At 74.1% G+C, this 26,453-nt stretch carries 19 protein-coding genes and 1 other RNA gene; 18 read left to right on the forward strand and 2 right to left on the reverse strand.

The genetic code is table 11. The features are described from left to right. Positions 1-9 precede the first annotated feature (9 nt). Both CR165_RS05985 and CR165_RS05990 read right to left on the reverse strand, forming a co-directional pair. Entirely contained in the window at positions 10-2,898 is a 2,889-nt protein-coding gene (locus CR165_RS05985) for an AsmA family protein (RefSeq protein ID WP_109516071.1), read from the reverse strand. After that, positions 2,898-6,539 (reverse strand): hydantoinase B/oxoprolinase family protein, encoded by a 3,642-nt coding sequence (locus CR165_RS05990; RefSeq protein WP_109516072.1) that lies wholly within the window; start codon positions 6,537-6,539, stop codon positions 2,898-2,900. Before CR165_RS05990 ends, CR165_RS05985 begins: the two co-directional genes overlap by 1 nt. A gap of 145 nt (positions 6,540-6,684) precedes the next feature. On the opposite strand from CR165_RS05990, the gene CR165_RS05995 reads away from it, so the two are divergent. The 18 genes from CR165_RS05995 to ftsA all read left to right on the forward strand — a co-directional run bounded on the left by CR165_RS05995 (position 6,685) and on the right by ftsA (position 26,452). After that, complete coding sequence (locus CR165_RS05995) at positions 6,685-7,443, forward strand: TerB family tellurite resistance protein (RefSeq protein ID WP_109516073.1); 759 nt, start codon at positions 6,685-6,687, stop codon at positions 7,441-7,443. 116 nt (positions 7,444-7,559) lie between these two features. After that, positions 7,560-8,216: an N-acetylmuramoyl-L-alanine amidase gene (locus tag CR165_RS06000; RefSeq protein WP_109516391.1), complete on the forward strand. Its 657-nt coding sequence runs from the start codon at positions 7,560-7,562 to the stop codon at positions 8,214-8,216. 69 nt (positions 8,217-8,285) lie between these two features. Continuing rightward, positions 8,286-8,698, forward strand: an RNA gene (gene rnpB / locus CR165_RS06005) — RNase P RNA component class A. Between the two features lie 286 nt (positions 8,699-8,984). After that, complete coding sequence (gene mraZ / locus CR165_RS06010; RefSeq protein ID WP_109516074.1) at positions 8,985-9,446, forward strand: division/cell wall cluster transcriptional repressor MraZ; 462 nt, start codon at positions 8,985-8,987, stop codon at positions 9,444-9,446. Continuing rightward, positions 9,443-10,378: a 16S rRNA (cytosine(1402)-N(4))-methyltransferase RsmH gene (gene rsmH / locus CR165_RS06015; RefSeq protein WP_109516075.1), complete on the forward strand. Its 936-nt coding sequence runs from the start codon at positions 9,443-9,445 to the stop codon at positions 10,376-10,378. The genes mraZ and rsmH overlap by 4 nt, the downstream gene beginning before the upstream one ends. Beyond that, complete coding sequence (gene ftsL, locus CR165_RS24900) at positions 10,378-11,265, forward strand: cell division protein FtsL (RefSeq protein WP_181378017.1); 888 nt, start codon at positions 10,378-10,380, stop codon at positions 11,263-11,265. The genes rsmH and ftsL overlap by 1 nt, the downstream gene beginning before the upstream one ends. Before the next feature lie 6 nt (positions 11,266-11,271). Next, entirely contained in the window at positions 11,272-13,371 is a 2,100-nt protein-coding gene (locus CR165_RS06025; RefSeq protein ID WP_109516076.1) for a peptidoglycan D,D-transpeptidase FtsI family protein, read from the forward strand. 4 nt (positions 13,372-13,375) lie between these two features. Further along, complete coding sequence (locus CR165_RS06030) at positions 13,376-14,845, forward strand: UDP-N-acetylmuramoyl-L-alanyl-D-glutamate--2,6-diaminopimelate ligase (RefSeq protein WP_109516077.1); 1,470 nt, start codon at positions 13,376-13,378, stop codon at positions 14,843-14,845. Then, complete coding sequence (locus CR165_RS06035) at positions 14,842-16,278, forward strand: UDP-N-acetylmuramoyl-tripeptide--D-alanyl-D-alanine ligase (RefSeq protein WP_109516078.1); 1,437 nt, start codon at positions 14,842-14,844, stop codon at positions 16,276-16,278. The genes CR165_RS06030 and CR165_RS06035 overlap by 4 nt, the downstream gene beginning before the upstream one ends. Next, the gene (gene mraY / locus CR165_RS06040) at positions 16,275-17,363 is read left to right on the forward strand and encodes a phospho-N-acetylmuramoyl-pentapeptide-transferase (protein ID WP_109516079.1); all 1,089 of its coding nucleotides are present in this window, start codon (positions 16,275-16,277) and stop codon (positions 17,361-17,363) included. The genes CR165_RS06035 and mraY overlap by 4 nt, the downstream gene beginning before the upstream one ends. Before the next feature lies 1 nt (position 17,364). Further along, positions 17,365-18,756: a UDP-N-acetylmuramoyl-L-alanine--D-glutamate ligase gene (gene murD, locus CR165_RS06045; protein ID WP_109516080.1), complete on the forward strand. Its 1,392-nt coding sequence runs from the start codon at positions 17,365-17,367 to the stop codon at positions 18,754-18,756. Beyond that, positions 18,756-19,877 carry an FtsW/RodA/SpoVE family cell cycle protein gene (locus CR165_RS06050; RefSeq protein ID WP_109516081.1) on the forward strand — a complete coding sequence of 374 codons (1,122 nt, stop codon included), beginning with the start codon at positions 18,756-18,758 and terminating at the stop codon, positions 19,875-19,877. The genes murD and CR165_RS06050 overlap by 1 nt, the downstream gene beginning before the upstream one ends. After that, the gene (gene murG / locus CR165_RS06055) at positions 19,874-20,995 is read left to right on the forward strand and encodes an undecaprenyldiphospho-muramoylpentapeptide beta-N-acetylglucosaminyltransferase (protein ID WP_109516082.1); all 1,122 of its coding nucleotides are present in this window, start codon (positions 19,874-19,876) and stop codon (positions 20,993-20,995) included. Before CR165_RS06050 ends, murG begins: the two co-directional genes overlap by 4 nt. Further along, positions 20,995-22,431, forward strand: a complete 1,437-nt coding sequence (murC, locus tag CR165_RS06060; RefSeq protein WP_109516083.1) for a UDP-N-acetylmuramate--L-alanine ligase — start codon at positions 20,995-20,997, stop codon at positions 22,429-22,431. Before murG ends, murC begins: the two co-directional genes overlap by 1 nt. Positions 22,432-22,439: 8 nt before the next feature. Next, positions 22,440-23,342 carry a UDP-N-acetylmuramate dehydrogenase gene (murB, locus tag CR165_RS06065; RefSeq protein ID WP_109516084.1) on the forward strand — a complete coding sequence of 301 codons (903 nt, stop codon included), beginning with the start codon at positions 22,440-22,442 and terminating at the stop codon, positions 23,340-23,342. Beyond that, complete coding sequence (locus CR165_RS06070; RefSeq protein WP_109516085.1) at positions 23,339-24,250, forward strand: D-alanine--D-alanine ligase; 912 nt, start codon at positions 23,339-23,341, stop codon at positions 24,248-24,250. The genes murB and CR165_RS06070 overlap by 4 nt, the downstream gene beginning before the upstream one ends. Further along, complete coding sequence (locus CR165_RS06075; RefSeq protein WP_245906169.1) at positions 24,240-25,154, forward strand: cell division protein FtsQ/DivIB; 915 nt, start codon at positions 24,240-24,242, stop codon at positions 25,152-25,154. Before CR165_RS06070 ends, CR165_RS06075 begins: the two co-directional genes overlap by 11 nt. Further along, a complete protein-coding gene (gene ftsA / locus CR165_RS06080) occupies positions 25,151-26,452 on the forward strand; it encodes a cell division protein FtsA (protein ID WP_109516086.1) in 1,302 nt (433 codons plus the stop codon). The genes CR165_RS06075 and ftsA overlap by 4 nt, the downstream gene beginning before the upstream one ends. The last annotated feature ends 1 nt before the right edge of the window (position 26,453 follow it).

Below are 26,453 nucleotides of genomic sequence, written 5' to 3' on the forward strand. Positions count from 1 at the left end.
CCGGGGCGCTCAGCGCTCCGCCCGCCAGCGCAGCCAGGGCGCCAGCTCCGGAACACGGCGCGGCAGGGGCAGCGGCCCGGTCAGGCGCAGGCCGAATTCCGGCCCCTCCGCGTCGCGCAGCGCCAGCATCAGGTCCATGCCAGCCCGTGCCAGGTCCACCTCGCCGGCCAGGGTGGCGCCAGCCGTCTCGGCCATGGCCATGCGCCCCTGCTCCAGCACCGCGCGCCCGGACTGGATGCGCGCGGCGAGGTCGAATGCCTCGAAGGCGGTTGCGCCATCGCCCAGCGCGGCCCGCAGCCCGGCCTCGGCGGTGCCGGAATCGGTACGCTCGGCGGCGGCCAGGGCCCCGCGCAGGTCGGCGCCGGCGAGGATGCCGTCGCGCACCGAGAACCGCGCCTGGCCTTCCAGCGTGGCGAGCAGGGCGGCGGGGCTGTGGCCCGTGGCGCGCAGCCGCACCTCCCCCTCCACCCGCCCGGCCGAGAGGTCGAGCGGCAGGCCGGTGAGCGGGCCGGTCAGGGCGACACCCGAGACATTGCCCTGCACGGCCAGGGTGGGCGGGCTGGCGGCACCGTCCAGCCGCAGCGCGCCGGAGAGGCGCCCGCCGGCAAGCTGGCCGCGGAGGCCCTCCAGCGCGAGGGTGCCATCCTGCAGGCGCAGCGTGGCGGAAGCCTGCTCCAGCACCGGCAGCCCCACCGGCTCCACGCGCTGCGCCGCCAGCGCCAGCTCGGCATCCAGCAGCTGGAGCCCTTCCAGCACCATCGGCTCGCGCGAGCGCCAGTCGAGGCCCGGCAGCAGCAGCCGCTCGGCCGAGACGCGCCCGGTCAGGCGTGGCTGGCGCGCGCCCTGCGCCAGGCTGAGCTGCCCGCTCAGCCGCAGCCCGGCGGCGACCAGGTCGAAATTCTCCGCCGTCAGCTCCTGCGGCGAGAGCGCGACATTGGCGATGAGCGAGAGCGAGCCCTCATCCAGCCAGCCAGGCAGGGCGAGGCTGGCCAGCTCCGCCAGCAGGCGGGGCGCGCCCGGGTGGCGCAGCGTCAGCGCGCCGGCGTAGCGCGGCAGGGCGAGGTCCAGCGTGCCGTTCAGCTCCGCCCGCAGGTCGCCCAGCTCCAGCCCGCCGCGCAGCGCCAGCGCGCCGGCGGGGCCGCTGCCGGAGAGCCGCAGCGAGAGTGGCGCCCCCGCGATCGGCATGTGGTCCGGCCAGCCGCCGGGCAGCAGCGCCAGCAGCGGCGCCGCGACGGGAGCGCTCACTTCCAGCGCCAGGTCGGTCAGCCGCGGTGCCGGGCCGAGCTGCGCAACGCCAGAGAGGGCCAGCTCGCTCTCCGCCAGGCGGGCGGCGAGGCGGCGCGCGGTGAGGCGGCCATTCTCCAGCGCGGCGTCGGCGGAGAGGCCCTGGAAGGTCAGGCCGCGCCATTCAGCCTGCTCGGCGGAGAGGCGCAGATTGGCGTCGATGCCGGCCAGGCGCGCCTGGATGGCAGGCCAGCCGATGCCGGATGGCAGCCAGCCATCCAGCGCCAGCTTCTCGAAATTCAGCCCGAGTCCCAGCGCCGGCCGCGGGCCGAAGCGCAACACCCCGGCGCCGGAGACCCGGTTGCCGTCCAGCGTGGCGGTGAATTCAGGAATGGCCGCCTGGTTCTCGTCCAGCGTCAGGCGCAGCCTGCCCTCGCCACGGCGCAGGTGGGAGGGATCGGTGCCCTCCAGCGGCAGGCCAAGGGCGGCGAGGGTGGCGCGCAGCCCCTCGCCCCGGAAGCGCAGCGCCGCCTCCAGCCGGCCGGCGCCGGGCCGGCCGGTGGTGGCGCCGTCCAGCTCGATCTCGGTGTCGCCCGGCAGCAGGGCGCCGATATTGGTCAGCGTCAGGCGCTCGCCATCCAGGGAGAGGGCGCCGCGCAGCCGGCGCAGCGTCACGCCGCGCAGCTGGGCGGCCTCCGCCGTCAGGTCCAGGCCGAATGGCAGGGGCGGCCCGCCGGCGCCACGCAGCGCCGCCACCCACGGGTCCAGTTCCACCCGGCCGGTCTGCAGCGCGATGTCGAGGCGCGGCACGGGGCTGACGCGCAGCGTGGCGGCGCCGCGCGCCGGGCTGCCGGCGATGTCGAGGCTCAGATCCTCCGCCGCCAGCAGCTCGGCCGTGACGCTGAGCCGGCCGCGCAGCCGGAAGCTGCCCGGCGGCGCCGGCAGCAGCGCCGCGAGGTCGCTGCCGCCGCCCTGCAGGCTGCCCTCGAAGCCACCCTCCGGCAGCAGCACGCCGCTGGCGGAGACGGAGGCGCGGGCGCCGCTCAGCGTCAGCGCCAGCGGCGCGATGCCATCCCAGCCCGGGCGGCCGAGCGTGGTCTCGAAGGCCACCTCGGTCTGCCGCCAGCGGAACTGGCCGTCGATGCGCAGCGCATCGGCCGGGCCGCCGGCGGCGAGATCGGCCTCCACCTGCTCCAGCGCCACCTGGCCGAGGATGATGCGGGAATCCTGGATGCGGCCCTGCAACCCGGTGAGCCAGGGTGGCGGGCGGAAGGGCTGGCCGGGCGCCGGCGGCCAGGGCAGGCGGATCTCGGCGCCGACCACCGCCACCTCGCGCGGCTCCAGCTCCAGCCGCAGCAGGGCAGCCCAATCCAGCCGCAGCCGCAGCGCCCGCGCCTCGATCGAGATCTCGCCATCCGGCCCGCCGATGGTGACGCCGCCCGCCTCCAGCATGGGCTGCGGCAGCAGCGCCAGCCGCACCGGGCCGGCCAGCGTCACCGGCTGGCCGAGCCGGCCGGCGGCGAGGATGGCCAGTCGGTCGCGGTGCTCGTTCCAGTCCGTCAGGCGCGGGCCGAACCACAGGCCGGCCAGCACCAGCAGCGGCAGCAGCGCCAGCGCGCCCAGGGCCAGCCAGCGGCCGCGCCCGGGCGGGGCGGATGGCGCGGGCCGTGGCATCAGCCGGACCGGGCCTCCCCCGCCGCGCCCCAGCCGCCGCCGCCGGGCGTCTCCAGCCCCAGCACCTCGCCCTCGGCGAGCTCGGCGCGGTCCCGCCCGCCGAGGGGCTGCACCGTGCCGTCCAGCCGCTCCACCCATTGCCGGCCGGGCGCGCCGTCGGCGCCGCCATGCAGCCCGTGCGGCGGCACCTCGCGCCGGCTGGCGACGATGATGGCCTGCATCGGCCGCAGGAAGCGGATGCGCCGCCGCGCGCCATCGCCGCCGCGCCAGCGCCCCCGCCCCCCCGAGCCGCGGCGGATGGCGAACTCCTCCAGCTGCACCGGGTAGCGCAGCTCCAGGATCTCGGGGTCGGTCATGCGGGTGTTGGTCATGTGGGTCTGCACGGCCGAGGCGCCGTCGAACCCCTCCCCCGCGCCGGTGCCGCCGCACACCGTCTCGTAGTACTGGTAGCGGTCGTCGCCGAAGAGCAGGTTGTTCATCGTCGCCTGGGCGCAGGCGCAGGCGTCGAGCGCGGCGAGCAGCGCGTTGGCGGTGTTCTGGCTGACCTCCGTGTTGCCGGCCACCACCGCGGCACCCGGCTCGGGCGAGAGGAAGGAGCCGCGCGGCACCACGATCTCCAGCGGCACCAGGCAGCCATCGTTGAGCGGGATGTCCTCGCCCACCAGGCAGCGGAAGCAGTAGAGCACCACGGCGCGCGTCACCGCCTCGGGGGCGTTGAAGTTGCCGGGGCGCTGCGGCGCGGTGCCGGTGAAGTCGATGGTGGCACGGCGCGCGGCGCGGTCCACCCGCACGGCGACACGCAGCGGCGCGCCATCGTCCATGGTGTAGGCGAATTCGCCGTCCTGCAGCCGGTCCAGCACCTGCCGCACCGCCTCCTCGGCATTGTCCATCACGTGGCGCATATAGGCGCGCACGGTGGGCAGGCCGAATTGCGAGACCGCCCGGCGCAGCTCCTGCACGCCCGTTTCGTTGGCCGCCACCTGGGCCTTGATGTCGGCCACGTTCACATCCGGGCTGCGCGCCGGGTACTTCGCGCCCGCCAGCAGGGCGCGGAAGGGCGCCTCCTGGAAGGCGCCGCCATCGACGAGCAGGAAGTCGTCGATGACCACCCCCTCCTCCTCCAGCGTGCGGGAATCGGGGGGCGTGGAGCCGGGGGTGAGGCCGCCGATATCGGCGTGGTGGCCACGGCTGCCGACGAAGAACAGGATCTCCCTCCCCGCCTCGTCGAAGACCGGGGTGATGACGGTGATGTCCGGCAGGTGGGTGCCGCCATTGTAGGGGTTGTTCAGCGCCACCACGTCGCCGGGCTTCAGCGTGGCGCCGCGGCTGTCGATGACGGTGCGGACGCTCTGCCCCATGGCGCCAAGATGCACCGGCACGTGCGGGGCGTTGGCCACGAGGCGCCCCTCGGCGTCGAAGATGGCGCAGGAGAAGTCCAGCCGCTCCTTGATGTTCACGCTGAGCGAGGTGTTCTGCAGCACCGTGCCGGTCTGCTCGGCGATGCTCATGAACAGGTTGTTGAACAGCTCCAGCAGCACCGGGTCCGGCCGCGCGGCGGCGCCGTCCCCGGCCTCGGCCGTCTCCGCCTTCGGCCGCGGCGTGGTGCGGCGGAGAATCATGTGGTCGAGCGGCGTCACCTCGGCGGTCCAGCCGGGCTCGACCACGGTGGTGGCGGTGCGCTCGCGGATCAGCGCCGGGCCGGCGATGCGGTCGCCCGCGCGGAGCGCCTCGCGGTCCAGCACCGGGGCCGCGTGCTCGGTGCCGCCGGTGAAAAGCGGCACGGTGTCCACCGCCGCCGGCGCCTCGCCCGCGGCGCGGGGCGGCAGGCGGGGCTCCTCCACCGCCTCGCCGGGGGCGATGACCTCCACCACGCAGGCCTCCACCAGCACCGGCCGCTCGGGCGTGGCGAAGCCGAAGCGGCGGCGATGCGCCTCGGTGAAGGCGGCGAGCACCGTGGCGTGGTCGCCGAAGGGCACGGGCAGGAAGCTGTCCGTGCCGGCGTAGCGCAGGTGCAGGCGTGGCTCGGCGCGCAGCCGGGCGGGCTCGGCGCCCTGGGCCTCCAGCGCCGCGCGGCCCTCCGCCTCCAGCCCGGCGATGCGCTCCGCCAGCGCTTCCATCCCCTCGGGTGCCAGCGGCGCCTCGATGGCGGCCTCCTGGATCACGCTCTGGTCGGCCAGCCCCATGCCATAGGCGGAGAGCACGCCGGCGAAGGGGTGGATGAACACCGTCTCCATGCCCAGCTCGTCCGCCACCAGGCAGGCATGCTGCCCGCCGGCGCCGCCGAAGCATTGCAGGGCGTGGCCGGCGGGGTCGTGCCCCTTCTGGATGGAGACCTGCTTGATGGCCTGCGCCATGTTGGCGACGGCGATGCGGAGGAACCCCTCGGCCACGGCGCGCGGGTCCTGCCGCGGCTGGCCGGTGGCGGCGGCGATCTCGGCCGCCATCGCCGCGAATTTCTCGCGCACCACCACGGCGTCCAGCGGCTCGTCGCCGTTCGGGCCGAAGATCGGCGGGAAGTGGGCGGGCTGGATCTTGCCCGCCATGACATTGGCGTCCGTCACCGTCAGCGGGCCGCCGCGCCGGTAGCAGGCGGGGCCGGGCACGGCGCCGGCGCTCTCCGGCCCCACGCGGAAGCGGGCGCCGTCGAAGGAGAGGATGGAGCCGCCGCCCGCCGCCACGGTGTTGATGGCCATCATCGGCGCGCGCATCCGCACGCCCGCCACCACCGTCTCGAAGGCGCGCTCGAACTGGCCGGCATAGAGCGCCACGTCGGTCGAGGTGCCGCCCATGTCGAAGCCGATGATTTTTTCCAGTCCCGCCATGGCGGCGGTGCGGGCGGCGCCGACGATGCCGCCCGCGGGGCCGGAGAGGATGGCGTCCTTGCCCTGGAACTTCTCCGCCCGCGTCAGGCCGCCGGAGGACTGCATGAAGTAGAGCGGCACGCCGGGGAGCTGCTCCGCCACCTGCTCCACATAGCGGCGCAGGATGGGGGAGAGGTAGGCGTCCACCACCGTGGTGTCCCCGCGCGGCACGATGCGCGGCAAGGGCGAGGCCTCGTGGCTGAGGCTGACCTGGGTGTAGCCCACCGCCCGCGCGATGGCGCCGAGCCGCCGCTCATGCTCCGGCGCCAGCCAGGCATGCATCAGCACGATGGCCACGGCGCGGATGCCGTCGGCGAAGCCGGCCTCCAGCGCGGCGCGGGCGGCGCCCTCGTCGAGCGGCTCGATCTCGGTGCCGTCGGCGGCGATGCGGCCGCCGATCTCCACGGCGCGCTCGTGCAGCAGCTCGGGCAGGCGGATGTCGAGGTCGAACAGCCGCGGCCGGGCCTGGTTGCCGATCCGCAGCGCATCGGCGAAGCCGCGGTTGACCAGCAGCAGCACCCGCTCGCCCTTGCGCTCCAGCAGGGCGTTGGTGGCCACCGTGGTGCCCATCTTCACCGCCTCGATGGTGCCGGGCGGAATCGGCGCGCCTTCGGGCAGGCCGAGGCAGGCGCGGATGCCGGCCACCGCCGCGTCGCGGTAGCGGCCCGGATTCTCGGACAGCAACTTCCGCGTGGACAGCGCCCCTGCGGGATCGCGCGCCACGATATCGGTGAAGGTGCCGCCCCGATCGACCCAGAACTGCCAGCCCGCTGCGGTCATCCCGTGCTCTCCGATTCTCGCCGCCTCCGTGTGGCGCCCGGCGGCGCGCCATGCAAGGGCCGAGACGCCACCGGAGGCAATGGCAGGCTGCCCCCGGGCATGGTAGGGAGAGGCTGACAGCACGAAGGCGGGAGGCTGGCGGGCCTTGAGTTTGTGGGGCAAGATCCTCGGCGGCGTGACGGGCTTCGCCATGGGCGGGCCGTTCGGCGCGGTGGTCGGGGCGGCGCTCGGCCATGCGGCCGACGAGGGGGCAACGCGCCTGCCGGAGCTGGACAGCCGGCCCGAGGCCATCGCCCGCATCACCAACCGCGATCAGCTCTTCTCGATCGGCGTCATCGTGCTGTCGGCCAAGCTGGCCAAGGTGGATGGCGCGGTGAAGCGTGAGGAGATCGACGCCTTCAAGCGCGCCTTCCGCATCCCGCCCGAGAGCCAGCGGGAGGTGGGGCTGCTGTTCGACAAGGCGCGCGAGGAGCCGGGCGGCTACGAGCCCTTCGCCAACCGCATGGGCGAGGCCTTCGCCGACAACAGGGTGATGCTGGAGGAGGTGCTGACCGCGCTGCACCACATCGCCCGCGCCGACGGGCCGATGACGCGCAGCGAGGCGGTGTTCCTGGCGAAGGTGCGGCAGAGCTTCCGGCTGGACGATGCCAGCGAGGCGCGTGCCCAGGCCGGGCAGTCCGCCCTGGTGCGGCCGCGCGGGCCGGACCCCTATGCCGTGCTCGGCGTGCCGCCGGCCGCCACGGACGACCAGGTGCGCCAGGCCTGGCGCAAGCTGATGCGCGAATACCACCCGGACAGCCTGGCCGCGCGCGGCGTGCCGCCCGAGCAGGTGCGCCGCGCCTCCGACAAGGTGGCCGAGATCAACGCCGCCTGGGACCGCATCAAGCGGGAGCGCAATCTTTGAGGGGGGCGGCAGCGGCCGGGCAGACCCTCCCGGGAGCCTCTCTGGACACCGCCCTGCCCTGCCGGGACCGCGCCAGCCCCAACCACGATTCGCGCCCCGAGGGCGTGCCGGTGGACATGCTGGTGCTGCACTACACCGGCATGGCCAGCGCCGCCGCCGCGCTCGACCGGCTCTGCGACCCCGCCCCGCCGCCGCCGCTGCCCCGCGTCTCCTGCCACTACCTCGTGGAGGAGGACGGGCTGATCTGGCGGCTGGTGCCGGAGGGGCGGCGCGCCTGGCATGCCGGCATCTCCTTCTGGCGCGGGCACGAGACGCTGAACGGCCGCAGCATCGGCATCGAGATCGCCAATCCGGGCCATGAATGGGGCTACCGCCCCTTCCCCGCGCTGCAGATGGCGGCGGTGGCCGAGCTCTGCCTCGACATCCTGGCGCGCCACCCGATTCCGCCCTGCAACGTGGTCGGCCACAGCGACATCGCGCCCGACCGGAAGCAGGACCCGGGCGAGCTGTTCGACTGGGAAGGGCTGGCCGCCAACGGCGTCGGCCTGTGGCCGCGCGGCATCACCGGGGCGGAAACGGCACCGGCGCCGGGCGGCGTGGCGCGGGCGCTGCCGCTGCTGGCCCGCATCGGCTACCCGGTGGACCCGGCCCGGCCGGAACTGGCGCTGGCCGCCTTCCAGCGCCGCTGGCGGCAGGAAACCGTCGATGGCCGGGCCGATGCCGGCACCCTGCGGCGGCTGGAAGCCGTGGCGGCGCTGTATCCGCCGGCCTGAGCCGGCCCCGGCGCCGGGCACCCGCGGCGCATTGACTTCCCGGCGCCGCCGGCGCACAGGACCGCCGCGTCAGATGGCCGGGCGGCCGCTGGCTCCGGGCAGGTTCCGGGGCTGGAGGAAAGTCCGGGCTCCACGGGAATACGGTGCCGGTCAACGGCCGGCGAGGGCGACCTCAGGGAAAGTGCCACAGAAATCAGACCGCCAGCCCGGCTTGCCGCGCTGGTAAGGGTGAAACGGTGCGGTAAGAGCGCACCGCGCCCCTGGCAACAGGGGTGGCACGGTAAACCCCACCGGGAGCAAGGCCGAATAGGGGTGGCCGGCGGGAGTTCCGCGAGGGACTCGGCCGCAGGGGCGTTCCCGCCCCGCCACCCGGGTTGGCCGCGAGAGGCATGCCGCAAGGCATGTCCCAGAGGAATGGTCGCCCCGGGCAGGTGGCTTGCCGCCTGCCCGGACAGAACCCGGCTTACAGGCCATCTGACGCACACTCCCCAATCCGACTCACAATCCGAACAGTCGTAACACAGCGCCGAAGGTGCGCTGGATAAGACAATGTTTTCCCTGTGTTCGGGATGGGCTTTGGCGGGGGTTTTACCCTTGCTGCCCAAACTGAACCCATGATATCCCAACTTATCCCATGAACGATCCGTAGCTCGGGGGGGCGAGGGAGTCGTGAAGGGGATGGTCGGGTGAGCCGGCGGGGTCGGGGGGCCTCGCCGGCCGCTTTCCGGCCGGGACTTTATCACCGCCGCAGGGGGACAGGGCGGCCAGATGACCCGGTTCATGGGGACACACACCAATCGGCTGGACCGCAAGGGACGGGTTTCCGTGCCTGCGCCCTTTCGTGCGGAGCTCACCCGGCTGGGGAGCGACGAGCTGGTGCTGCGCCCTTCCCACAAGCATTCCTGCCTGGAGGCCTGGCCGATGCCCGCCTTCGAGGCCGAGACGGGCAAGCTGGAACAGCTCGAAGTGTTTTCCGACGAGCATGACGACCTCGCCGCCACCCTCTTCGCCGATTCTTATCCCATGCGCCCGGATGGCGAGGGCCGCATCATGCTGCCCGAGGAGCTGATCGCCCATGCTGGGCTGAGCGACTCCATCGCCTTCATCGGCCTGGGCCGCATCTTCCAGATGTGGGAGCCCGCCGCCGGGCGGCAGCGCAATCTCGCGGCACGGCAGAACGCCTCCGCGAAGGGCATGACCCTGCCCGCCACGCCGCGGGGCGCGGCATGAGCGGCCATGTCCCCGTCATGCTGGCCGAGGTGCTGGCCGCGCTCGCCCCGCGCGAGGGCGGGATCTATGTCGACGGCACCTTCGGCGGCGGCGGCTATGCCCGCGCCATTCTGGAGGCGGCGCCCTGCACCCTGCACGCCATCGACCGCGACCCGGATGCCATCGCCCGCGGCGCCGCGCTGCGCGATGCCTTCGCTGGCCGGCTGCACCTGCATGAGGGCCGCTTCGGCGACATGGGCACGCTGCTGGCCGAGGCTTCGGTGCCGGCGGTCGACGGGGTGGTGCTCGACCTCGGCGTCTCCTCCTTCCAGATCGACCAGGCGGAGCGCGGCTTCTCCTTCCGCTTCGACGGCCCGCTCGACATGCGGATGGAGAAGGCCGGCCCCTCCGCCGCCGACCTGGTGAACCGCCTGCCGGAGGCCGACCTCGCCAATGTGCTGTGGGAGCTGGGCGAGGAGCGGCATTCCCGCCGCATCGCCCGCGCCATCGTCGCCGCCCGGCGCGAGGCGCCGATCGAGACGACGGGGCGGCTGGTGCAGGTCATCCATTCCGTGATGCCGCGCGACCCCTCCGGCATGGACAGCGCCACCCGCTCCTTCCAGGCGCTGCGCCTGAAGGTGAATGACGAGCTGGGCGAGGTGGAGCGCGGCCTTGCCGCCGCCGCGAAGCTGCTGGCCCCCGGTGGCCGGCTGGTGGTGGTGGCCTTCCACTCGCTGGAGGACCGGCTGGTGAAGCGCTTCATGCAGGCCGCCGCCGGCCGCGCGCCCGGCGCCTCGCGCCACACGCCGGCCGCCATGCACGCCCCTGTCACGCGCGCGGGGTTCCGCCTCGTCACGAACAACGCCCAGCGCCCGGGGGACGCCGAGACATCGGCCAACCCGCGCGCCCGATCCGCCCGCCTGCGGGCCCTTGAGAAGCTGGAGGAGGCCTGATGTTCCGCCCCCTGACCGTGGTCGCCATCGCTGCCTTCAGCCTGGTCGGCTGGCACGTCTACCGTGCCGAGGAAGCCGCGACGCAGCTCGACCGCGAGATGCGCGACCTGAACCGCCGCATCGAGCAGGCGCGGGAGCGGACCCAGGTGCTGCGCGCCGAATGGGCGATGCTGAACGAGCCGGAGCGGCTGCGTCAGGTGGCGCAGCGGCACCTGACGCTGGAGACCATGACCCCCGACCAGTTCGTGCGCATGGCCGAGCTGGAGCGGCGCCTGCCGCAGGCGGTGGCCTTCGCCGGGCCGGTCAGCCTGTTCGGCTCGGCGCCCGAGGTGGCGGTGGCCGCGGCCACACCCGCCGCGCCGCAGCCGGCCACCCAGGGCACGGTCCAGGCCGCCGCCCCGCAGCCGCCGGCGGCCGCCCGTGCCGCGGGCGCGGCGGTGCTGGCCGCCGCCGCGGTCGGCGCCGTCTCCAGCGCCGTGGCCGCGCCGCGCACCACCGCCGAGACGCATCACCGCCCCGCCGCGGCGCGCCCGGCCGAGTCGCCGCGCGCCGCGCCGGAGCCGGTCATCCGCCCCGTCTCCGCTCCCGCCTCCAGCCTCGCCGTCGCCGCCAGCCGGGTGGAGGCGCCGCACCGCGCGCCCGCGCCGCGTGCGCCGGTCGCCGCACCGGCGGCGCGCCAGGCTGCGCCGACCTCGCTCGGGATGGCCGCGCAGGCCCGGCCGGCCCAGGCGCATGTGCCGCTGCTGCGCGCCGCGCATGTGCCGGCCCCGCGCCCCCTCGCCCCGCCCGTAGGCGGCTCCGCCCTCGGCATGGCCGGCGGCGGTCTCGCCCCGCCGGTGCCGCTGGCCGCTCCCGTTCCCGTTTCGCCCGGTGCCTGGAGGCAGTAACCCCCCATGCCGCACGTCCCGCCTCCCTCGCCCGATTCCCCGCCCCTCCGCCACCCGCGGCAGGCCCCGGTGGGGCATGAGGAGCCGGCGCCGCCGGCGCCCGGCGTGGTCGTGCGCGTCACCCAGCCCGACCTCGCCCGCCGCGCGCAGCTGGAGCGCAGCCGCGGCCGGCTGGTGATCGCGGCGCTGGGCTTCGGCACGCTGTTCCTGGCCGTGGCGGCGAAGGCCACCTGGTCCACCGTGGTGATGCCGGCCGAGCCGAAGCGGCTGAACGCCGCGGTGCGCGCGCTGCAGCCGCCCGCGCAGCACGCCGCCAGCCGCGCGCCGATCACCGACCGCAACGGCGAGATGCTGGCCATCTCCCTGCCGGTGACGGCGCTGATCGCCAATCCGCGCGTCATCGAGAACAAGGAGCACGTCGCCGACCGCATCCGCACGGTGCTGCCGCAGATCGAGCGCGACCGGCTGATCGAGCGCCTCTCGGGGGACCGCGGCTTCGTCTACGTCGCCCGCGCCCTGACCCCGCGCGAGCAGCAGGGCATCATCAACCTCGGCATCGCCGGCCTCGACTTCGAGGAGGCGGAGCGCCGCTACTACCCGCAGGGCCGCGCCGCCGTGCACGTGCTCGGCAATGTGGACGTGGACGGCAACGGCCTCTCCGGCATCGAGCGCCGCTTCGACGAGCGGCTGCGCACCGAGCGCGACACGCCGCTGAAGCTCTCGATCGACGTGCGCGTGCAGCTCGCGCTCCGCGACGCGGTGAGCCAGGCGATCAGCGACTTCAGCGGCATCGGCGGCGCCGGCGTGGTGCTCGACATCAACACCGCCGAGGTGGTGGCGATGGTCAGCCTGCCCGACTACGACGCGGGCGACATCGGCGGCGCCACGCCCGACCAGCGCTTCAACCGCGCCACGGTCGGCGTCTACGAGCCGGGCTCCACCTTCAAGCTGTTCACCGCCGCGGCGGCGCTGGAATACGGCACCGCCAACGTCAACACGAGCAGCTTCGACGCCTCCCGCCCGATCCGCTACGGCCGCTTCACGATCAGCGACTACAAGGGCAAGAATCGCTGGATCACCTTCCCCGAGATGCTCGCCTACTCGTCGAACCTGGGGGCCGCGCACATGGCGGCCACCTTCGGGCCGGCGCGGCAGCGTGAATTCCTCAAGCGCGCCGGCATGCTGGCGCGCACGCCGATCGAGCTGCCCGAAGCCGCCGCGCCGCTGGTGCCGCCCGCCAATTCCTGGCGCGACATCAACATGTTCACCATCTCCTTCGGCCACGGCATCAGCGTCACGCCGCTGCATGTGGTGACGGGCGTCTCCGCCATCGCCAATGGCGGCATCCTGCGGGCGCCGACGCTGCTGGCCCAGCCGCCCGGCACGGTGCGCGAGGGCACGCGGCTGATCAGCGAGCAGAACAGCGAGACGATGCGTCGGCTGATGCGCCTCGTCGTCACCGACGGCTCGGGCAAGAATGCCGAGGTGCCGGGCTACTTCGTCGGCGGCAAGACCGGCACGGCGCAGAAGACCGGCCCGCGCGGCGGCTACATCATGAACAAGCGCATCGCCGCCTTCGTCGGCGCCTTCCCGATGCAGGCGCCCCGCTACGCGCTCTACGTCATGGTCGACGAGCCGACGCCGAACGCCAAGAGCCATGGCTACGCCACCGCCGGCTGGGTGGCGGCGCCGGCGGCGCACACCGTCATCTCGCGCATCGCCCCCATCCTGGGGCTGGTGCCGGAGGACCCGGCCAACCCGGCGATCGTCGCCGCCACCGAGATCCCGCTGCAGCCGGGCCGGCCGCGCGCCGCCACCGCCAGCGCCCGCGCGGCGGCGCCCGCCGTCTCGCCCGCCGCCAGCCGCCCGGCCGAGCCGCCGCGCGCCAGCGCGCCGCGCCCGGCCGCGGCGCCCGAGGCCCCGGCGCTGCGCGCGCCGCAGCCCGGCCCGGCGCCCGTGCAGCCCCGGCCCCTGCCGCGCGCGGTGCCGATGCCCAACATGCCGGCCAGCCCCGGCAGCCTGCCGCCGCCCGTGCCGCTGCGCATGACCTCGGCCGACCCGTCCGCGCCGGTTCCGCGGCGGGAGGCGAGCCTTGCAACTCGCTGACCTGATGCGCCAGGCCCTCGGATCGCAGCGCCCGGCCACCGCCATTCCCTTCGCGGGGCTGCCGATCACGGGGTTGACGGCGGACAGCCGGGCGGTGGCGCCCGGCTACCTGTTCGCGGCGCTGCCCGGCGCCCGGCAGGACGGGCGCGCCTACATCGCCGAGGCCGTGGCGCGCGGCGCCGGCGCCGTGCTGGCGCCGGACGGCACCGAATGGCCCGCCGGCGTGCCGCCCCGCCCGCTGCTGACCGATGCCGACCCGCGCCGCGCGCTCGCCCGCATGGCCGCCGCCTTCCACGGCACCCAGCCGGCGCGGATCGTCGCCGTCACCGGCACCAACGGCAAGACCAGCACGGTGGACTTCCTGCGCCAGCTCTGGGCGCTTTCGGGGGTGAAGGCCGGCTCGCTCGGCACGCTCGGCCTGCGCGCGCCGGGCTTCCCCGAGACAGCCTCCCTCACCACGCCGGACCCGGTGGCGCTGCACGCCATGCTGGCGCAACTCGCCCGCGCGGGCGTGCAGAGCGTGGCGCTGGAGGCCTCCTCGCACGGGCTGGAGCAGCGGCGGCTGGACGGGCTGATGCTCACCGCCGCCGGCTTCAGCAACCTGACGCGCGACCACCTGGACTACCATGGCGGCATGGAGGCCTACGCCGCCGCCAAGCTGCGCCTGTTCGACACGCTGCTCGACCAGGGCGACGCCGCCGTGGCCAATGCCGACATGGCGCCCGAGATCCTCGCCGCGTTGCGCGGCATCGCCCGCCGCCGCCACCTGAAGCTGCACACCGTGGGCGAGGCCGGCGAGGCGATCCGCCTGCTGCGCCAGACCCCGCGCCCCGACGGCCAGGAGATGGTGCTGGAGGCCTTCGGCCGCCGCGCCGAGGTGGCCCTTGCCCTGCCCGGCCGCTTCCAGGCGGACAATGTGCTGCTCGCCGCCGGCCTCGCCATCGCCACCGGCATGGCGGCCGACACGGTGCTGGCGCTGCTGCCGCGCCTCGTCGGCGTGCGCGGCCGCATGGAGCTGGCCGCCCGCCTGCCCAATGGCGCGGCCGCCTATGTCGACTATGCCCACACGCCGGATGCGCTGGAGCGGCTGCTCACCGCGCTGCGCCCGCACACCACGGGGCGGCTGCATGTGGTGTTCGGCGCCGGCGGCGACCGCGACGGCGGCAAGCGCCCGCTGATGGGCGAGGTCTGCGCCCGCCTCGCCGACCACGCCATCCTCACCGACGACAATCCGCGCAGCGAGGACCCCGCCGCCATCCGCGCCGCCGTGCGCGCCGGCATGGCGGGGGCGGCCGAGGTCACCGAGATCGGCGACCGGGAGGCGGCGATCGCCGCCGGGCTGGCGGCGCTCGGCCCCGGCGACGTGCTGGCGGTGGCCGGCAAGGGGCATGAGCCGGGCCAGACCATCGCCGGCGTGGTGCACCCCTTCGACGATGCCGAGGTGGTGCGCCGCCTCGCGGGGGTGGCGGCATGAGCGCCCCCCTCTGGACCGCGGCCGAGCTGCGCGAGGCCACCGGCGGCACCCTGGAAGGCGCTGGCCTGGACGGGCTGGAGATCACCTCCGTCGGCATCGACAGCCGCGCCACCGGCCCGGGCGAGCTGTTCGTGGCGCTGCGCGATGTGCGGGACGGGCATGATTTCGTGGCCGACGCCCTGGCGCGCGGCGCCGCCGCCGCGCTGGTGGACCGCGACCCGCCGGGCGTGGCGCCCGGAGCGCCGCTGCTGCGCGTGGGCGAGACGCTGGCGGGCCTTCAGGCGCTGGGCGCCGCGGGCCGCGCGCGCAGCACGGCGCGGCTGGCCGCCATCACCGGCAGCGTCGGCAAGACCACCACCAAGGAGATGCTGCGCCACGGCCTCTCGGCGCTGGGCCGCACCCATGCGGCGGTGGCCAGCTACAACAACCACTGGGGCCTGCCGCTCACCCTCGCCCGCATGCCGCGCGAGGCGGAATACGGCGTGCTCGAGATCGGCATGAACCACCGCGGCGAGATCGCGCCGCTGGCGCGCCTCGCCCGGCCGCATGTAGCGGCCATCACCACGGTGGAGGCGGCGCATATCGGCCATCTCGGCTCGCTCGAGGAGATCGCCGAGGAGAAGGCGGACATCATGGCGGGCCTCGCCCCCGGCGCGCCGGTGGTGCTGCCGCGCGACGCCGCCATGTTCCCCCGCCTCGCCGCCCGCGCCGAGGCCGCCGGGCTGCGCGCCGTCACCTTCGGCACGGATGCGGCGGCGGATTACCGCCTGCTCGGCTATGAGGGCGCGGCCGAGGGCGGGGTGGCGCAACTCTCCCTGCGCGGTGCGGCGCACACGCTGCATCTCGCGGCGCCGGGGCGGCACCTGGCGCTGAACGCGCTGGCCGCCATCGCGGTGGCCGAGGCGCTGGGCGCCGGGCGCGAAGCCTTCCTGGCGGCGCTCGCGGAGTTCCGCCCCGGCGCCGGGCGCGGCGGGCGCGTGGCGCTGGACCTGCCGGGCGGCCCGGCCCTGCTGATCGACGATAGCTACAACGGCCAGCCCCCCGCCATGCGCGCCGGGCTCGGCGTGCTGGGGGCGCAGCGCCCCGGCCCGGGCGGGCGGCGAATCGCCGTGCTCGGCGACATGCGGGAGCTGGGCGAGCATGGCCCCGCTTTGCACGCATCCCTGCTCCCCGATGTTCTGGCCGGGGCGGATGTGGTATTTTGCTGCGGTGCACTGATGCGCGGCCTGTTTGACGCCCTGCCGGAGAACCGGCGCGGCGCGCATCGGGACAGCAGCGATGAACTGGCCCCGCTGGTGCGGCAGGCCGTGCGTCCGGGCGATGTCATTCTGGTGAAGGGGTCGCTGGGCAGCCGCATGGCGGTGGTGGTCCGGGCCCTGACATCGGCATCCCAGGACATGCGACCTGGGGTGCGCGAAGGGGCGCATTCATGATCTACAATTTCCTGTCCCCGTACGCGGACGGGTTCTTCCTGTTCAACCTGTTCCGCTACGTCACCTTCCGGGCCGGCGCGGCCTGCATGACGGCGCTGTTCGTCACCCTGTTCTTCGGCCCTGCCGTGATCCGCTGGCTGCGCAGCTTCCAGAATGGCGGCCAGCCGATCCGCACCGACGGGCCGGAAGGGCACCTGCTGACCAAGAAGGGCACGCCCACCATGGGCGGCGTGCTGATCCTGCTCGGGCTGGTGCCGGCCACGCTGCTCTGGGCGGACCTGCGCAACGGCTTCGTCTGGGCCGTGCTGATGGTGACGCTGGGCTATGGCGCGCTGGGCTTCTGGGACGACTGGCTGAAGGTCACCAAGCGCAACACCAAGGGCGTCTCCGGCAAGGCGAAGCTGGTGGTGCAGGCCGGCGTCGGCCTCGCCGCCGCCATCTGGATCACGCAGCTCATGCCGCCCGAGCTGTCCAGCCACCTGACCATGCCCTTCCTCAAGGAGGCGATGATCAATTTCAGCATCCTCTTCCCGCTGGTGGGGATGCTGGTGATGATGGGCGCCTCCAACGCGGTGAACCTGACCGACGGGCTGGACGGCCTCGCCACCGTGCCGGTGATGCTGGCCGCCGGCGTGTTCGGCCTCATCTCCTACCTCGTCGGCAACCGCCTCTTCGCCGACTACCTGCAGCTGAACGGCGTGCCGGGCACCTCGGAGCTGGCGGTGTTCCTCTCCGCGCTGATCGGCGCCGGACTCGGCTTCCTCTGGTACAACGCGCCGCCGGCCAAGGTGTTCATGGGCGACACGGGCAGCCTCTCGCTCGGCGGCGCGCTCGGCGCCGTGGCGGTGGCCACCAAGCACGAGGTGGTGCTGGCCATCGTCGGCGGGCTGTTCGTGGTGGAGACGGTCTCCGTCATCATCCAGGTCTTCTGGTTCAAGCGCACCGGCCGCCGGGTGTTCCTGATGGCGCCGCTGCACCACCATTTCGAGAAGAAGGGCTGGGCCGAGCCCACCATCGTCATCCGCTTCTGGATCATCGCCATGATCCTGGCCCTTGTCGGCCTCGGCACGCTGAAGATCCGCTGAGATGAGCCTCCCCGCCCCCTCCCCTGCCGCCATCTTCGCGCCCTTCGCCGGGCAGCGCATTGCCGTGGTCGGGCTCGGCCGCGCCGGGCTGCCCTCGGCGCGGCGGCTGATGGGCTGGGGCGCGGAGATCCTCTGCTGGGACGATGGCGCGGCGGCACGGAACGCGGCCGAGGCCGCCGGCCTGCCGGTGGGCGACCCCTGCGCGGCGGCGGGCTTTCGCTTCGACGCGCTGCTGCTCTCCCCCGGTATCCCGCACACCCTGCCGAAGCCGCACCCAGCCGCGGCCCGCGCGCAGGCCGCCGGCGTGCCGGTGCTGTGCGACGCCGAGCTGCTGTTCCGCGCCGTGCGCGCCTCGGGAAGCCATGCGCGCTTCCTCGGCGTCACCGGCACCAATGGCAAATCCACCACCACGGCGCTGCTGCACCACCTGCTCCTGCGGGCCGGGCGCGTGGCCGAGGTGGGCGGCAACCTTGGCCCCGCCGCGCTGGGCCTGCCCCTGCTCGGCGATGACGGCGCCTATGTGCTGGAGATGTCCAGCTACATGCTGGAGCGCACCGATGCGCTGCACTTCGATGCCGCCATCCTGCTGAACCTCTCGCCGGACCATCTGGACCGGCATGGCGGCATGGAAGGCTACGCCGCCGCCAAGGCGCACATCTTCGGCCACCAGGGCGCCGACGACCTCGCCGTGATCGGCATGGACGACGCGGAGACCGCCGCCTTCGCGCAGGGCCGCGCGGCGCGGGTGGCGCCGATCTCCGGCCTCGCCCCGCAGCCGGGCGGCGTCTGGGCGGAGGGCCGCACGCTGCGCGACGCTTCCGGCCCGATCGCCGATCTCGACGCCGCGCCCGCCCTGCCCGGCAGCCACAACGCGCAGAACGCCGCCGCGGCCGCCGCCGTGGCGCTGTTCCTCGGCCTCTCCCGCGCCGAGATCGCCGCCGGCCTCGCCAGCTTCCCCGGCCTGCCGCACCGGCAGGAGCGGGTGGGCACGCGCGGCGGCATCGCCTTCGTCAACGACAGCAAGGCCACCAACGCCGACAGCGCGGCGCGCGCGCTGGCCAGCTACGGCCGCGTGGTCTGGATCGGCGGCGGCGTGCCGAAGGCGGGCGGTATCGACAGCCTGGCGCCGCTCTTCCCGCGCATCGCCGAGGCGGTGCTGATCGGCCAGAGCGCCGAGGATTTCGCCGCCACCCTCACGGCGCACGGCGTGCCCGTACAGGTGGCCGGCACGCTGGCGGCGGCGGTGCCGGCGGCACGGGACGCGGCGCGGCGGCAGGGCGTGGGCACGGTGCTGCTCTCCCCCGCCTGCGCCAGCTTCGACCAGTTCACCGGCTTCGATGCGCGCGGCGATGCCTTCCGCGCCCTCGTCGCCGCCATGCCCGAGGACGTGTGATGGCCCTCTCCCGCGCTGATACCTCCGTGCTTGGCCGCTGGTGGTGGACGGTCGACCGGTGGACGCTGGCGGCGCTGCTGGCGCTGGTCGGCCTCGGCTATGTCATGCTGCTGGCCGCCAGCCCGGGCGTCGCCGAGCGCATCGGCGCCAGCTCGCGCGACCTGTTCATCCTCAAGCAGGTCTTCTTCCTGGCGCTGGCCACGGGCGTGATGGTGGCCATCTCGCTGCTGCCGGTGAAGCAGGTGCGGCGCCTGGCGCTGCTCGGCTTCTTCGGCGCGCTGCTGATGACGGCGGCGACGCTCTCGATGGGCGTCGAGATCAAGGGCGCGCGGCGCTGGCTGCACCTTCCGGGCATGACCCTGCAGCCCTCCGAGTTCCTCAAGCCGTTCTTCGCCGTGGTCGCCGCCTGGCTGCTCTCCGAGGCGCGCAGCATGGGCTGGCGCGCCACCGCCGCCGCCTGCGCGCTGTTCGTGGTGGTGGCGGCGGTGCTGGTGAAGCAGCCGGACATGGGCATGCTCATCGTCATCGGCTCGGTGTTCTGCGCACAGCTCTTCGTCGCCGGCATCAACCTGGCGCTGGTGGCCGGCGCCGGCATCGCTGGCGTGCTGGGCGGCGTCGGCGCCTATTTCGTGCTGCCGCACTTCCAGTCGCGCATCGACCGCTTCCTCGACCCGCAATCGGGCGACACCTACCAGGTGCAGATCGCCATGGAGGCCTTCGGCCATGGCGGGCTGCTCGGCGTCGGCCCCGGCGAGGGCCGGCTGAAGAGCATGCTGCCCGACGCCCATGCCGACTTCGTCTATGCCGTCGCCGGCGAGGAATTCGGCTTGGCCATCTGCCTGCTGATCCTGGCGCTGTTCGGCTTCGTCGTGCTGCGCGGCCTGCTGCGGCTGCTGGGCGAGAAGGACATGTTCATCATCCTCGGCGCCACCGGGCTGCTGACGCAGTTCGGCCTGCAGGCCTTCATCAACATGGGCTCGGCGCTGCACCTGATCCCGACCAAGGGCATGACGCTGCCCTTCGTCTCCTATGGCGGCTCCTCGGTGGTGGCGGTGGCGCTCGGCATGGGCATGCTGCTGGCCATGACGCGGCGGCGGCTCGCGCGGACGGAGGAGGCATGAGCGGCGCCCCCATCGTCATCGCCGCCGGCGGCACCGGCGGGCATTTCTTTCCCGCCGAGGCGCTGGCGGCGGAGCTGCTGCGGCGCGGCCACCGCATCGCGCTGATGACCGATGCGCGCAGCGCCGATTACAGCAGCCCCGCCTTCGCCCAGGCGGAGCGCTTCGTGCTGAAGGGCGCCGGCCTCGCCGGGCGCGGGCTGAAGCGCGCGGCCGAGGGTGCCGTGGCGCTGGCCGCAGGCACCCTGCAGGCGCGGCGGCTGCTGCAATCCCTCGCCCCCGCCGCGGTGGTGGGCTTCGGCGGCTATCCCTGCGTGCCGCCGCTGCTGGCCGCGCGCACCCTGCCCGCCGCGCGCCGCCCCGCCACCATCCTGCACGAGCAGAACGCGGTGCTCGGCCGCGCCAACCGGCTGCTGGCGCGCGGCGCCGACACGCTGGCCCTCTCCTTCGCCGACACCACCCGCGTGCCGGCCGGCACCACCACCGCCGTGGTGGGCAACCCGGTGCGCCCGTCGCTGGCCGGGCTGGCGGGCCAGGGCTTCACGCCGCCGCAAGGCCCGGTGCGGCTCTTCGTCATCGGCGGCAGCCTCGGCGCCCGCATCTTCTCCGACGTGGTGCCGGAGGCGGTGGGGCTGCTGCCGGCACCGCTGCGCAGCCGCCTCTCCGTGGTGCAGCAATGCCGGGTGGAGGACCTGCCCCGCGTGCGCGCCGCCTATGAGGCGCTCGGCGTGCCGGCGGAGCTCGCCCCCTTCTTCGGCGACGTGGCCGGCCTCTACGGCACGGCGCATCTGGTGGTGGCGCGGGCCGGCGCCTCCACGGTCGCGGAGCTGGCCTGCGCCGGGCGCGGCGCCGTGCTGGTGCCGCTGCCGCACGCCATCGACGACCACCAGAGCGCCAATGCCCGGGCCCTCGCCGCCAGCGGCGCGGCGGTGGTGATGCCGCAGCCCGCCTGCACGCCGCAGGCGCTGGCGGAGAAGCTCGCCGCCCTGCTCGATTCCCCGGAGGCGCTGGCCCAGGCCGCCGCCGCCGCCGCCAGCCTCGCCGCGCCGGATGCCGCCGCGCGGCTGGCCGATCTCGTTCTCGCGCGCGCCACGGCGCGCCGCTCTCAGGAAGTCTCGTGATGCGCGCCCTGCCGCTGAATATCGGTCCCATCCACTTCGTCGGCATCGGCGGCATCGGCATGTCGGGCATCGCCGAGGTGCTGCACAATCTCGGCTACACGGTGCAGGGCAGCGACATCGCCGAGGGCTACAATGTCGAGCGCCTGCGCGCCGCCGGCATCGCCGTCACCGTGGGGCACGATGCCGCCAATCTCGGCAGCGCGCAGGTCGTCGTCATCTCGACGGCGGTGAAGCGCGACAACCCCGAGGTGGTGGCCGCCCGCCAGCGCCTCATCCCCGTGGTGCGCCGCGCCGAGATGCTGGCCGAGCTGATGCGGCTGAAATGGGGCATCGCCATCGGCGGCACCCATGGCAAGACCACCACCACCTCGCTCGTCGCCACGGTGCTGGAGGCCGCCAAGCTCGACCCCACCGTGATCAATGGCGGCATCATCAACGCCTACGGCACCAACACCCGCCTCGGCGAGGGCGACTGGATGGTGGTGGAGGCGGATGAGAGCGACGGCTCCTTCCTGCGCCTGCCCGCCGTCGCCGCCGTTGTCACCAACATGGATGCGGAGCACCTGGACCACTGGGGCACCGAAGAGGCGATGAAGCAGGGCTATGCCCAGTTCGTCGGCAACATCCCCTTCTACGGCTTCGCCGTGCTCTGCGCCGACCACCCCAACGTGCAGGCGATGATCCCGCATATCGACCGCCGCCTGATCACCTACGGCTTCTCGCCGCAGGCCGATGTGCGCGCCGAGCGGCTGATCACCGACCGCATGGGCGCCACCTTCGAGGTGATCGTGCAGGACCGCGCCACCGGCCGCAGCCGCAGCCTGAAGCCGATGCGCCTGCCGATGCTCGGCCAGCACAACGTGCAGAACGCGCTGGCCGCCATCGCCGTCGGCATCGAGATGGACATCGACGAGGGCACCATCCGCTCGGCGCTGGCCGGCTTCAAGGGCGTCAAGCGCCGCTTCACCCGCGTGGGCGAGACCAACGGCATCCAGGTGATCGACGATTACGGCCACCATCCGGTGGAGATCGCCGCCGTGCTGAAGGCGGCGCGGCAGGCCGGCGCGCGCGATGTCATCGCCGTGGTGCAGCCGCACCGCTACTCGCGCCTGAAGCAGCTCTTCGAGGAGTTCTGCCAGTGCATGAACGACGCCGGCACCGTGATCGTGGCCGATGTCTATGCCGCCGGCGAGCAGCCCATCCCCGGCGCCGACCGTGACTCGCTGGTCGATGGCCTGCGCGCGCATGGCCACCGCAGCGTGGTGCCGCTGCCCGGGCCGGACAGCCTGCCGGAGATGATCAACGCCATCGCCAAGCCGGGCGATTATGTCGTCTGCCTCGGCGCCGGCAACATCACCGCCTGGGCGCATGCGCTGCCGGAGAAGCTGGCCGAGTTGCAGCCACGCGGACCGCGCATGGCCGGGGGGGTCCGGTGAGCCGCGCCATGCCGGACAGCGCCACCCTCGCCCTGCCGCCGCTGCGCGGCCGCGTCCAGGCGGAGGCGCCGCTGGCGCCCTTCACCTGGTTCCGCGTCGGCGGGCCGGCGCAGTACCTCGTGCGCCCGGCGGATGTGGACGACCTGCTGCTGCTGCTGCGCGACCGGCCCGCGCACCTGCCGCTGACGGTGATCGGCGCCGCCTCCAACCTGCTGGTGCGCAATGGCGGTCTGCGCGGCATCGTCCTCAAGCTGGCGCGCGGCTTCTCCGACATCGTGGTGGAGGCCGACGGCATCGTCGCCGGCGCCGCCGCGCTCGACATGACGGTGGCCGAGCATGCCGCCGCCGCCGGCCTCGGCGGGCTGGAATTCCTCAGCGGCATCCCCGGCGCCATCGGCGGCGCGGTGGCGATGAATGCCGGCGCCTACGGCGCGGAAGTGAAGGACGTGCTGGACTGGGCCGAGGTGGCGACGCCCGCCGGGCTGCTGCGCCTCTCCGCCGCCGAGCTGGGCTTCGCCTATCGCCGCTCCGCCCTGCCCGAGGGCGGCGTGGTGGTGCGCGCGCGCTTCCGCGCCGTGCCGGGCGACGTGGCCACGATCGCCGCGCGGATGCAGGCCATCCGCACGGCGCGCGAGGAGAGCCAGCCCGTGCGCGCCCGCACCGGCGGCTCCACCTTCAAGAATCCCGAGGGCCACAAGGCCTGGGCGCTGATCGACGCCGCCGGCTGCCGCGGCCTGCGACAGGGCGGCGCGCAGGTGTCGGAGAAGCACTGCAACTTCCTCCTCAACCTCGGCGCCGCCACGGCGGCCGACCTCGAGGGGCTGGGCGAGACGGTGCGGGCGCGCGTCGCCGCGCAGTCCGGCGTCACGCTGGAGTGGGAAATCAAGCGCATCGGGGAACCCGCCGCATGAGCCATGTCGCTGTCCTGTTCGGTGGCATCTCCACCGAGCGCGAGGTTTCGCTCTCTACGGGACGGCAGGTCATCGCCGCGCTGCGCGAGGCGGGGCACGAGGTCACGCCCGTCGAGGTGACGGGCGACCTCGCCACGCTCATCGCCACGCTGCAGCGGGCGAAGCCGGATGCGGTGTTCAACGCGCTGCATGGCCGCTTCGGCGAGGATGGCTGCGTGCAGGGCGTGCTGGACTGGCTCGGCATTCCCTACACCCATTCCGGCGTGCGCGCCTCCTCGGTGGCGATGGACAAGTCCGCCGCCAAGGCGGTGTTCGCCGCGCACGGCCTGCCGCTGGCCGAGCACCGCGTGGTGACGCCCGAGGAGCTGGCGGCCGAAGACCCGCTCGACCGCCCCTATGTCGTGAAGCCGGTGAACGAGGGCTCCTCCGTCGGCGTCGAGATCCTGAAGGATGGCGACAACCGCCGCGCCGAGATCGCCCGCGGCTGGCGCTTCGGCCGGCAGATCATGGCCGAGGAATACATCGCCGGGCGCGAGCTGACCGTGGCGGTGATGGGCGACCGCCCGCTCGCCGTCACCGAGATCGGCACCGGCCACGTGTTCTACGACTACGACGCGAAGTATGCCGATGGCGGCAGCCGCCACACCATCCCCGCCGCCATCCCGGACGCGGTGGCGCAGGCGGCGATGGATGCGGCGCTGCGCGCGCACCAGGCGCTGGGCTGCCGCGGCGTCAGCCGCTCCGACTTCCGCTACGACGACGCGACCGGCCGCCTCGCCCTGCTGGAGGTGAACACCCAGCCGGGCATGACGCCGACCAGCCTTGTGCCGGAGCAGGCGGCCTATCGCGGCATCAGCTTCCCCGAGCTCTGCACCTGGCTGGTGCAGGAGGCACGCCATGGCCCGTAGTCCCGCCCGCCTCCGCGCGGAGGACCGCACCCGTCTCTCCAGCGATGGCGGGCGCCCCAGCATGGCGGCGCCGCAGCGGCCGAGCGGCCTGCGCCTCTGGCTGCGCCGCCGCCGCGGGCTGCTGCGCCCGGCGCTCTACGCGCTGCTCGGCCTCGGCCTCGTTGGCGCCGGCGCGGTGACGGTGTCGGCGCTGGACCCGGCGGGCCGCTTTGCCTGGCTTGGCGAGAACATGGCCGAGGTCGCCGGCGCCGCCGGGCTGACGGTGAACGAGATCGTCGTGCGCGGGCAGCAGAACACGCCGCGCGAGCTGATCCGCGCCGCCATCGGCGTCGGCCGCGGCGACCCGCTGCTGGCCTTCTCGCCGACCCAGGCCAAGGCGCGGCTGGAGAGCATCGCCTGGATTGAGCAGGCCGAGGTGCAGCGCCATCTCTCGGGCAACATCCTGATCGAGATCCATGAGCGGAAGCCCTTCGCCATCTGGCAGCGCCAGGGCGAGTTCGCGGTGGTGGACCGCGACGGCCGCGTCGTCTCGGCCGACACGCTGGATGCCTTCGGGCCCTTGCCGCTGCTGGTGGGCGATGGCGCGCACAAGCTCGGCGCCACGCTGTATGACGCGCTCTCGCGCGAGCCCGAGGTGCGCCGCCGCGTGCAGGCGCTGGTGCTGGTGAACGAGCGCCGCTGGAACCTGCGCCTGCACAATGGCACCGACGTTCTGCTGCCCGAGGCGCACGAGGCGGCGGCGGTGCAGCGGCTGGGTGAATTGCAGCGCAGCAGCGCGCTGCTGGACCGCCCGCTGGTGGCGATCGACCTGCGCCTGCCGGACCGGCTGGTGGTGCGGCAGAACCCGGCGCCGGAGCCGATCGCGGAGCCGCCGAAACGCCGCGGCGGGAGCAGCCGCGGATGAGGAACCCGCCTCGCATCGCCACCGCCGAGCCGCCGCCCGGGGCCCCCGCAGCACCGCGCCGCCGGCGCGCGCGCAGCGGCCCCTTCGGCGTGCTCGACATCGGCACCACCAAGATCGTCTGCCTGATCGCGCGCGTGGAGAATGACGGGCAGGCGCGCATCCTCGGCTGCGGCTGGCAGCGCGCGCGCGGCATCAAGGGCGGCAACATCGTCGATCTGCACGAGGCCGAGCAGTGCATCCGCGCCGCCGTGGCGCAGGCGGAGGATGCCGCGGAGGTCAAGCTGGCCGGCGCCATCGTCAACCTCTCCTGCGGCCAGCCCGGCTCACGTTTGATGAATATTCAGTGGCCGATCGGCGGCCGCGCCGTGGTCGATGCGGACCTGCGCGCCGTGCTCGGCGAGGGCCGCCGCCGCGCCGTCGATGACGGGCGCGAGACGGTGCATGCCGCGGCGCTCGGCTTCACCATCGATGCCACGTCCGGCGTCGAGGATCCGCGCAACATGGTGTGCGAGGCGCTGGTGGCGCAGATGCACCTCGTCGATGCCGCTTCCGCCTCGCTGCGCAACCTCGGCGTATGCCTGCATGGCTGTGACCTGGAGGTGGAGGAGCTGGTCTCGGCGCCCTACGCCTCCGCCCTCTCCGTGCTGGTTGAGGATGAGCGGCAGTTGGGCGCCACGGTGGTGGACATGGGCGGCGGCACCACCAGCATCGCCGTCTATGGCGAGGGGCATCTGCTGCACACCGCGCAGATTCCCGTCGGCGGCTGGCAGGTGACCAACGACCTCGCCCGTGGCCTGGCCACGCCGATCGCGCATGCGGAACGGATCAAGATTCTCGACGGCAGCGCGCTGAATGGCGGCGACGATGCGAAGACCATGGTGAACGTGCCGCAGGTCGGCGAGGACGACGATCATCTCGTCAGCATCCCGCGCGCCAGCATCGTCAACATCATCAGGCCGCGAATCGAGGAGACGCTGGAGCTGGTGCGGGACCGGCTGAACGCCGCCGCGCTCGGCCGCGATGCAGGTTCGCGCGTTGTACTCACCGGCGGTGCGAGTCAGCTCGTGGGACTCCGCGAACTGGCCGCACAAATTCTCGACCGTCCCGTGCGCCTCGGACGCCCCGCGATGGTGCGCGGCTTGCCAGAAACCGCGCAAGGTCCCGATTTTGCGACAACGCTGGGACTTGTCGCATGGGGCACGGGCGAAGGCCGCCCGCTGCTCGATATTGATCCTGGCCCGGAGCGCGGAAACGGCAAATTTGCCCGCTTCGTCAACTGGCTTCGCGACCGCGTCTGAT

The sequence above is a fragment of the Teichococcus aestuarii genome (assembly GCF_003116135.1).
Classification (GTDB): domain Bacteria; phylum Pseudomonadota; class Alphaproteobacteria; order Acetobacterales; family Acetobacteraceae; genus Pseudoroseomonas; species Pseudoroseomonas aestuarii.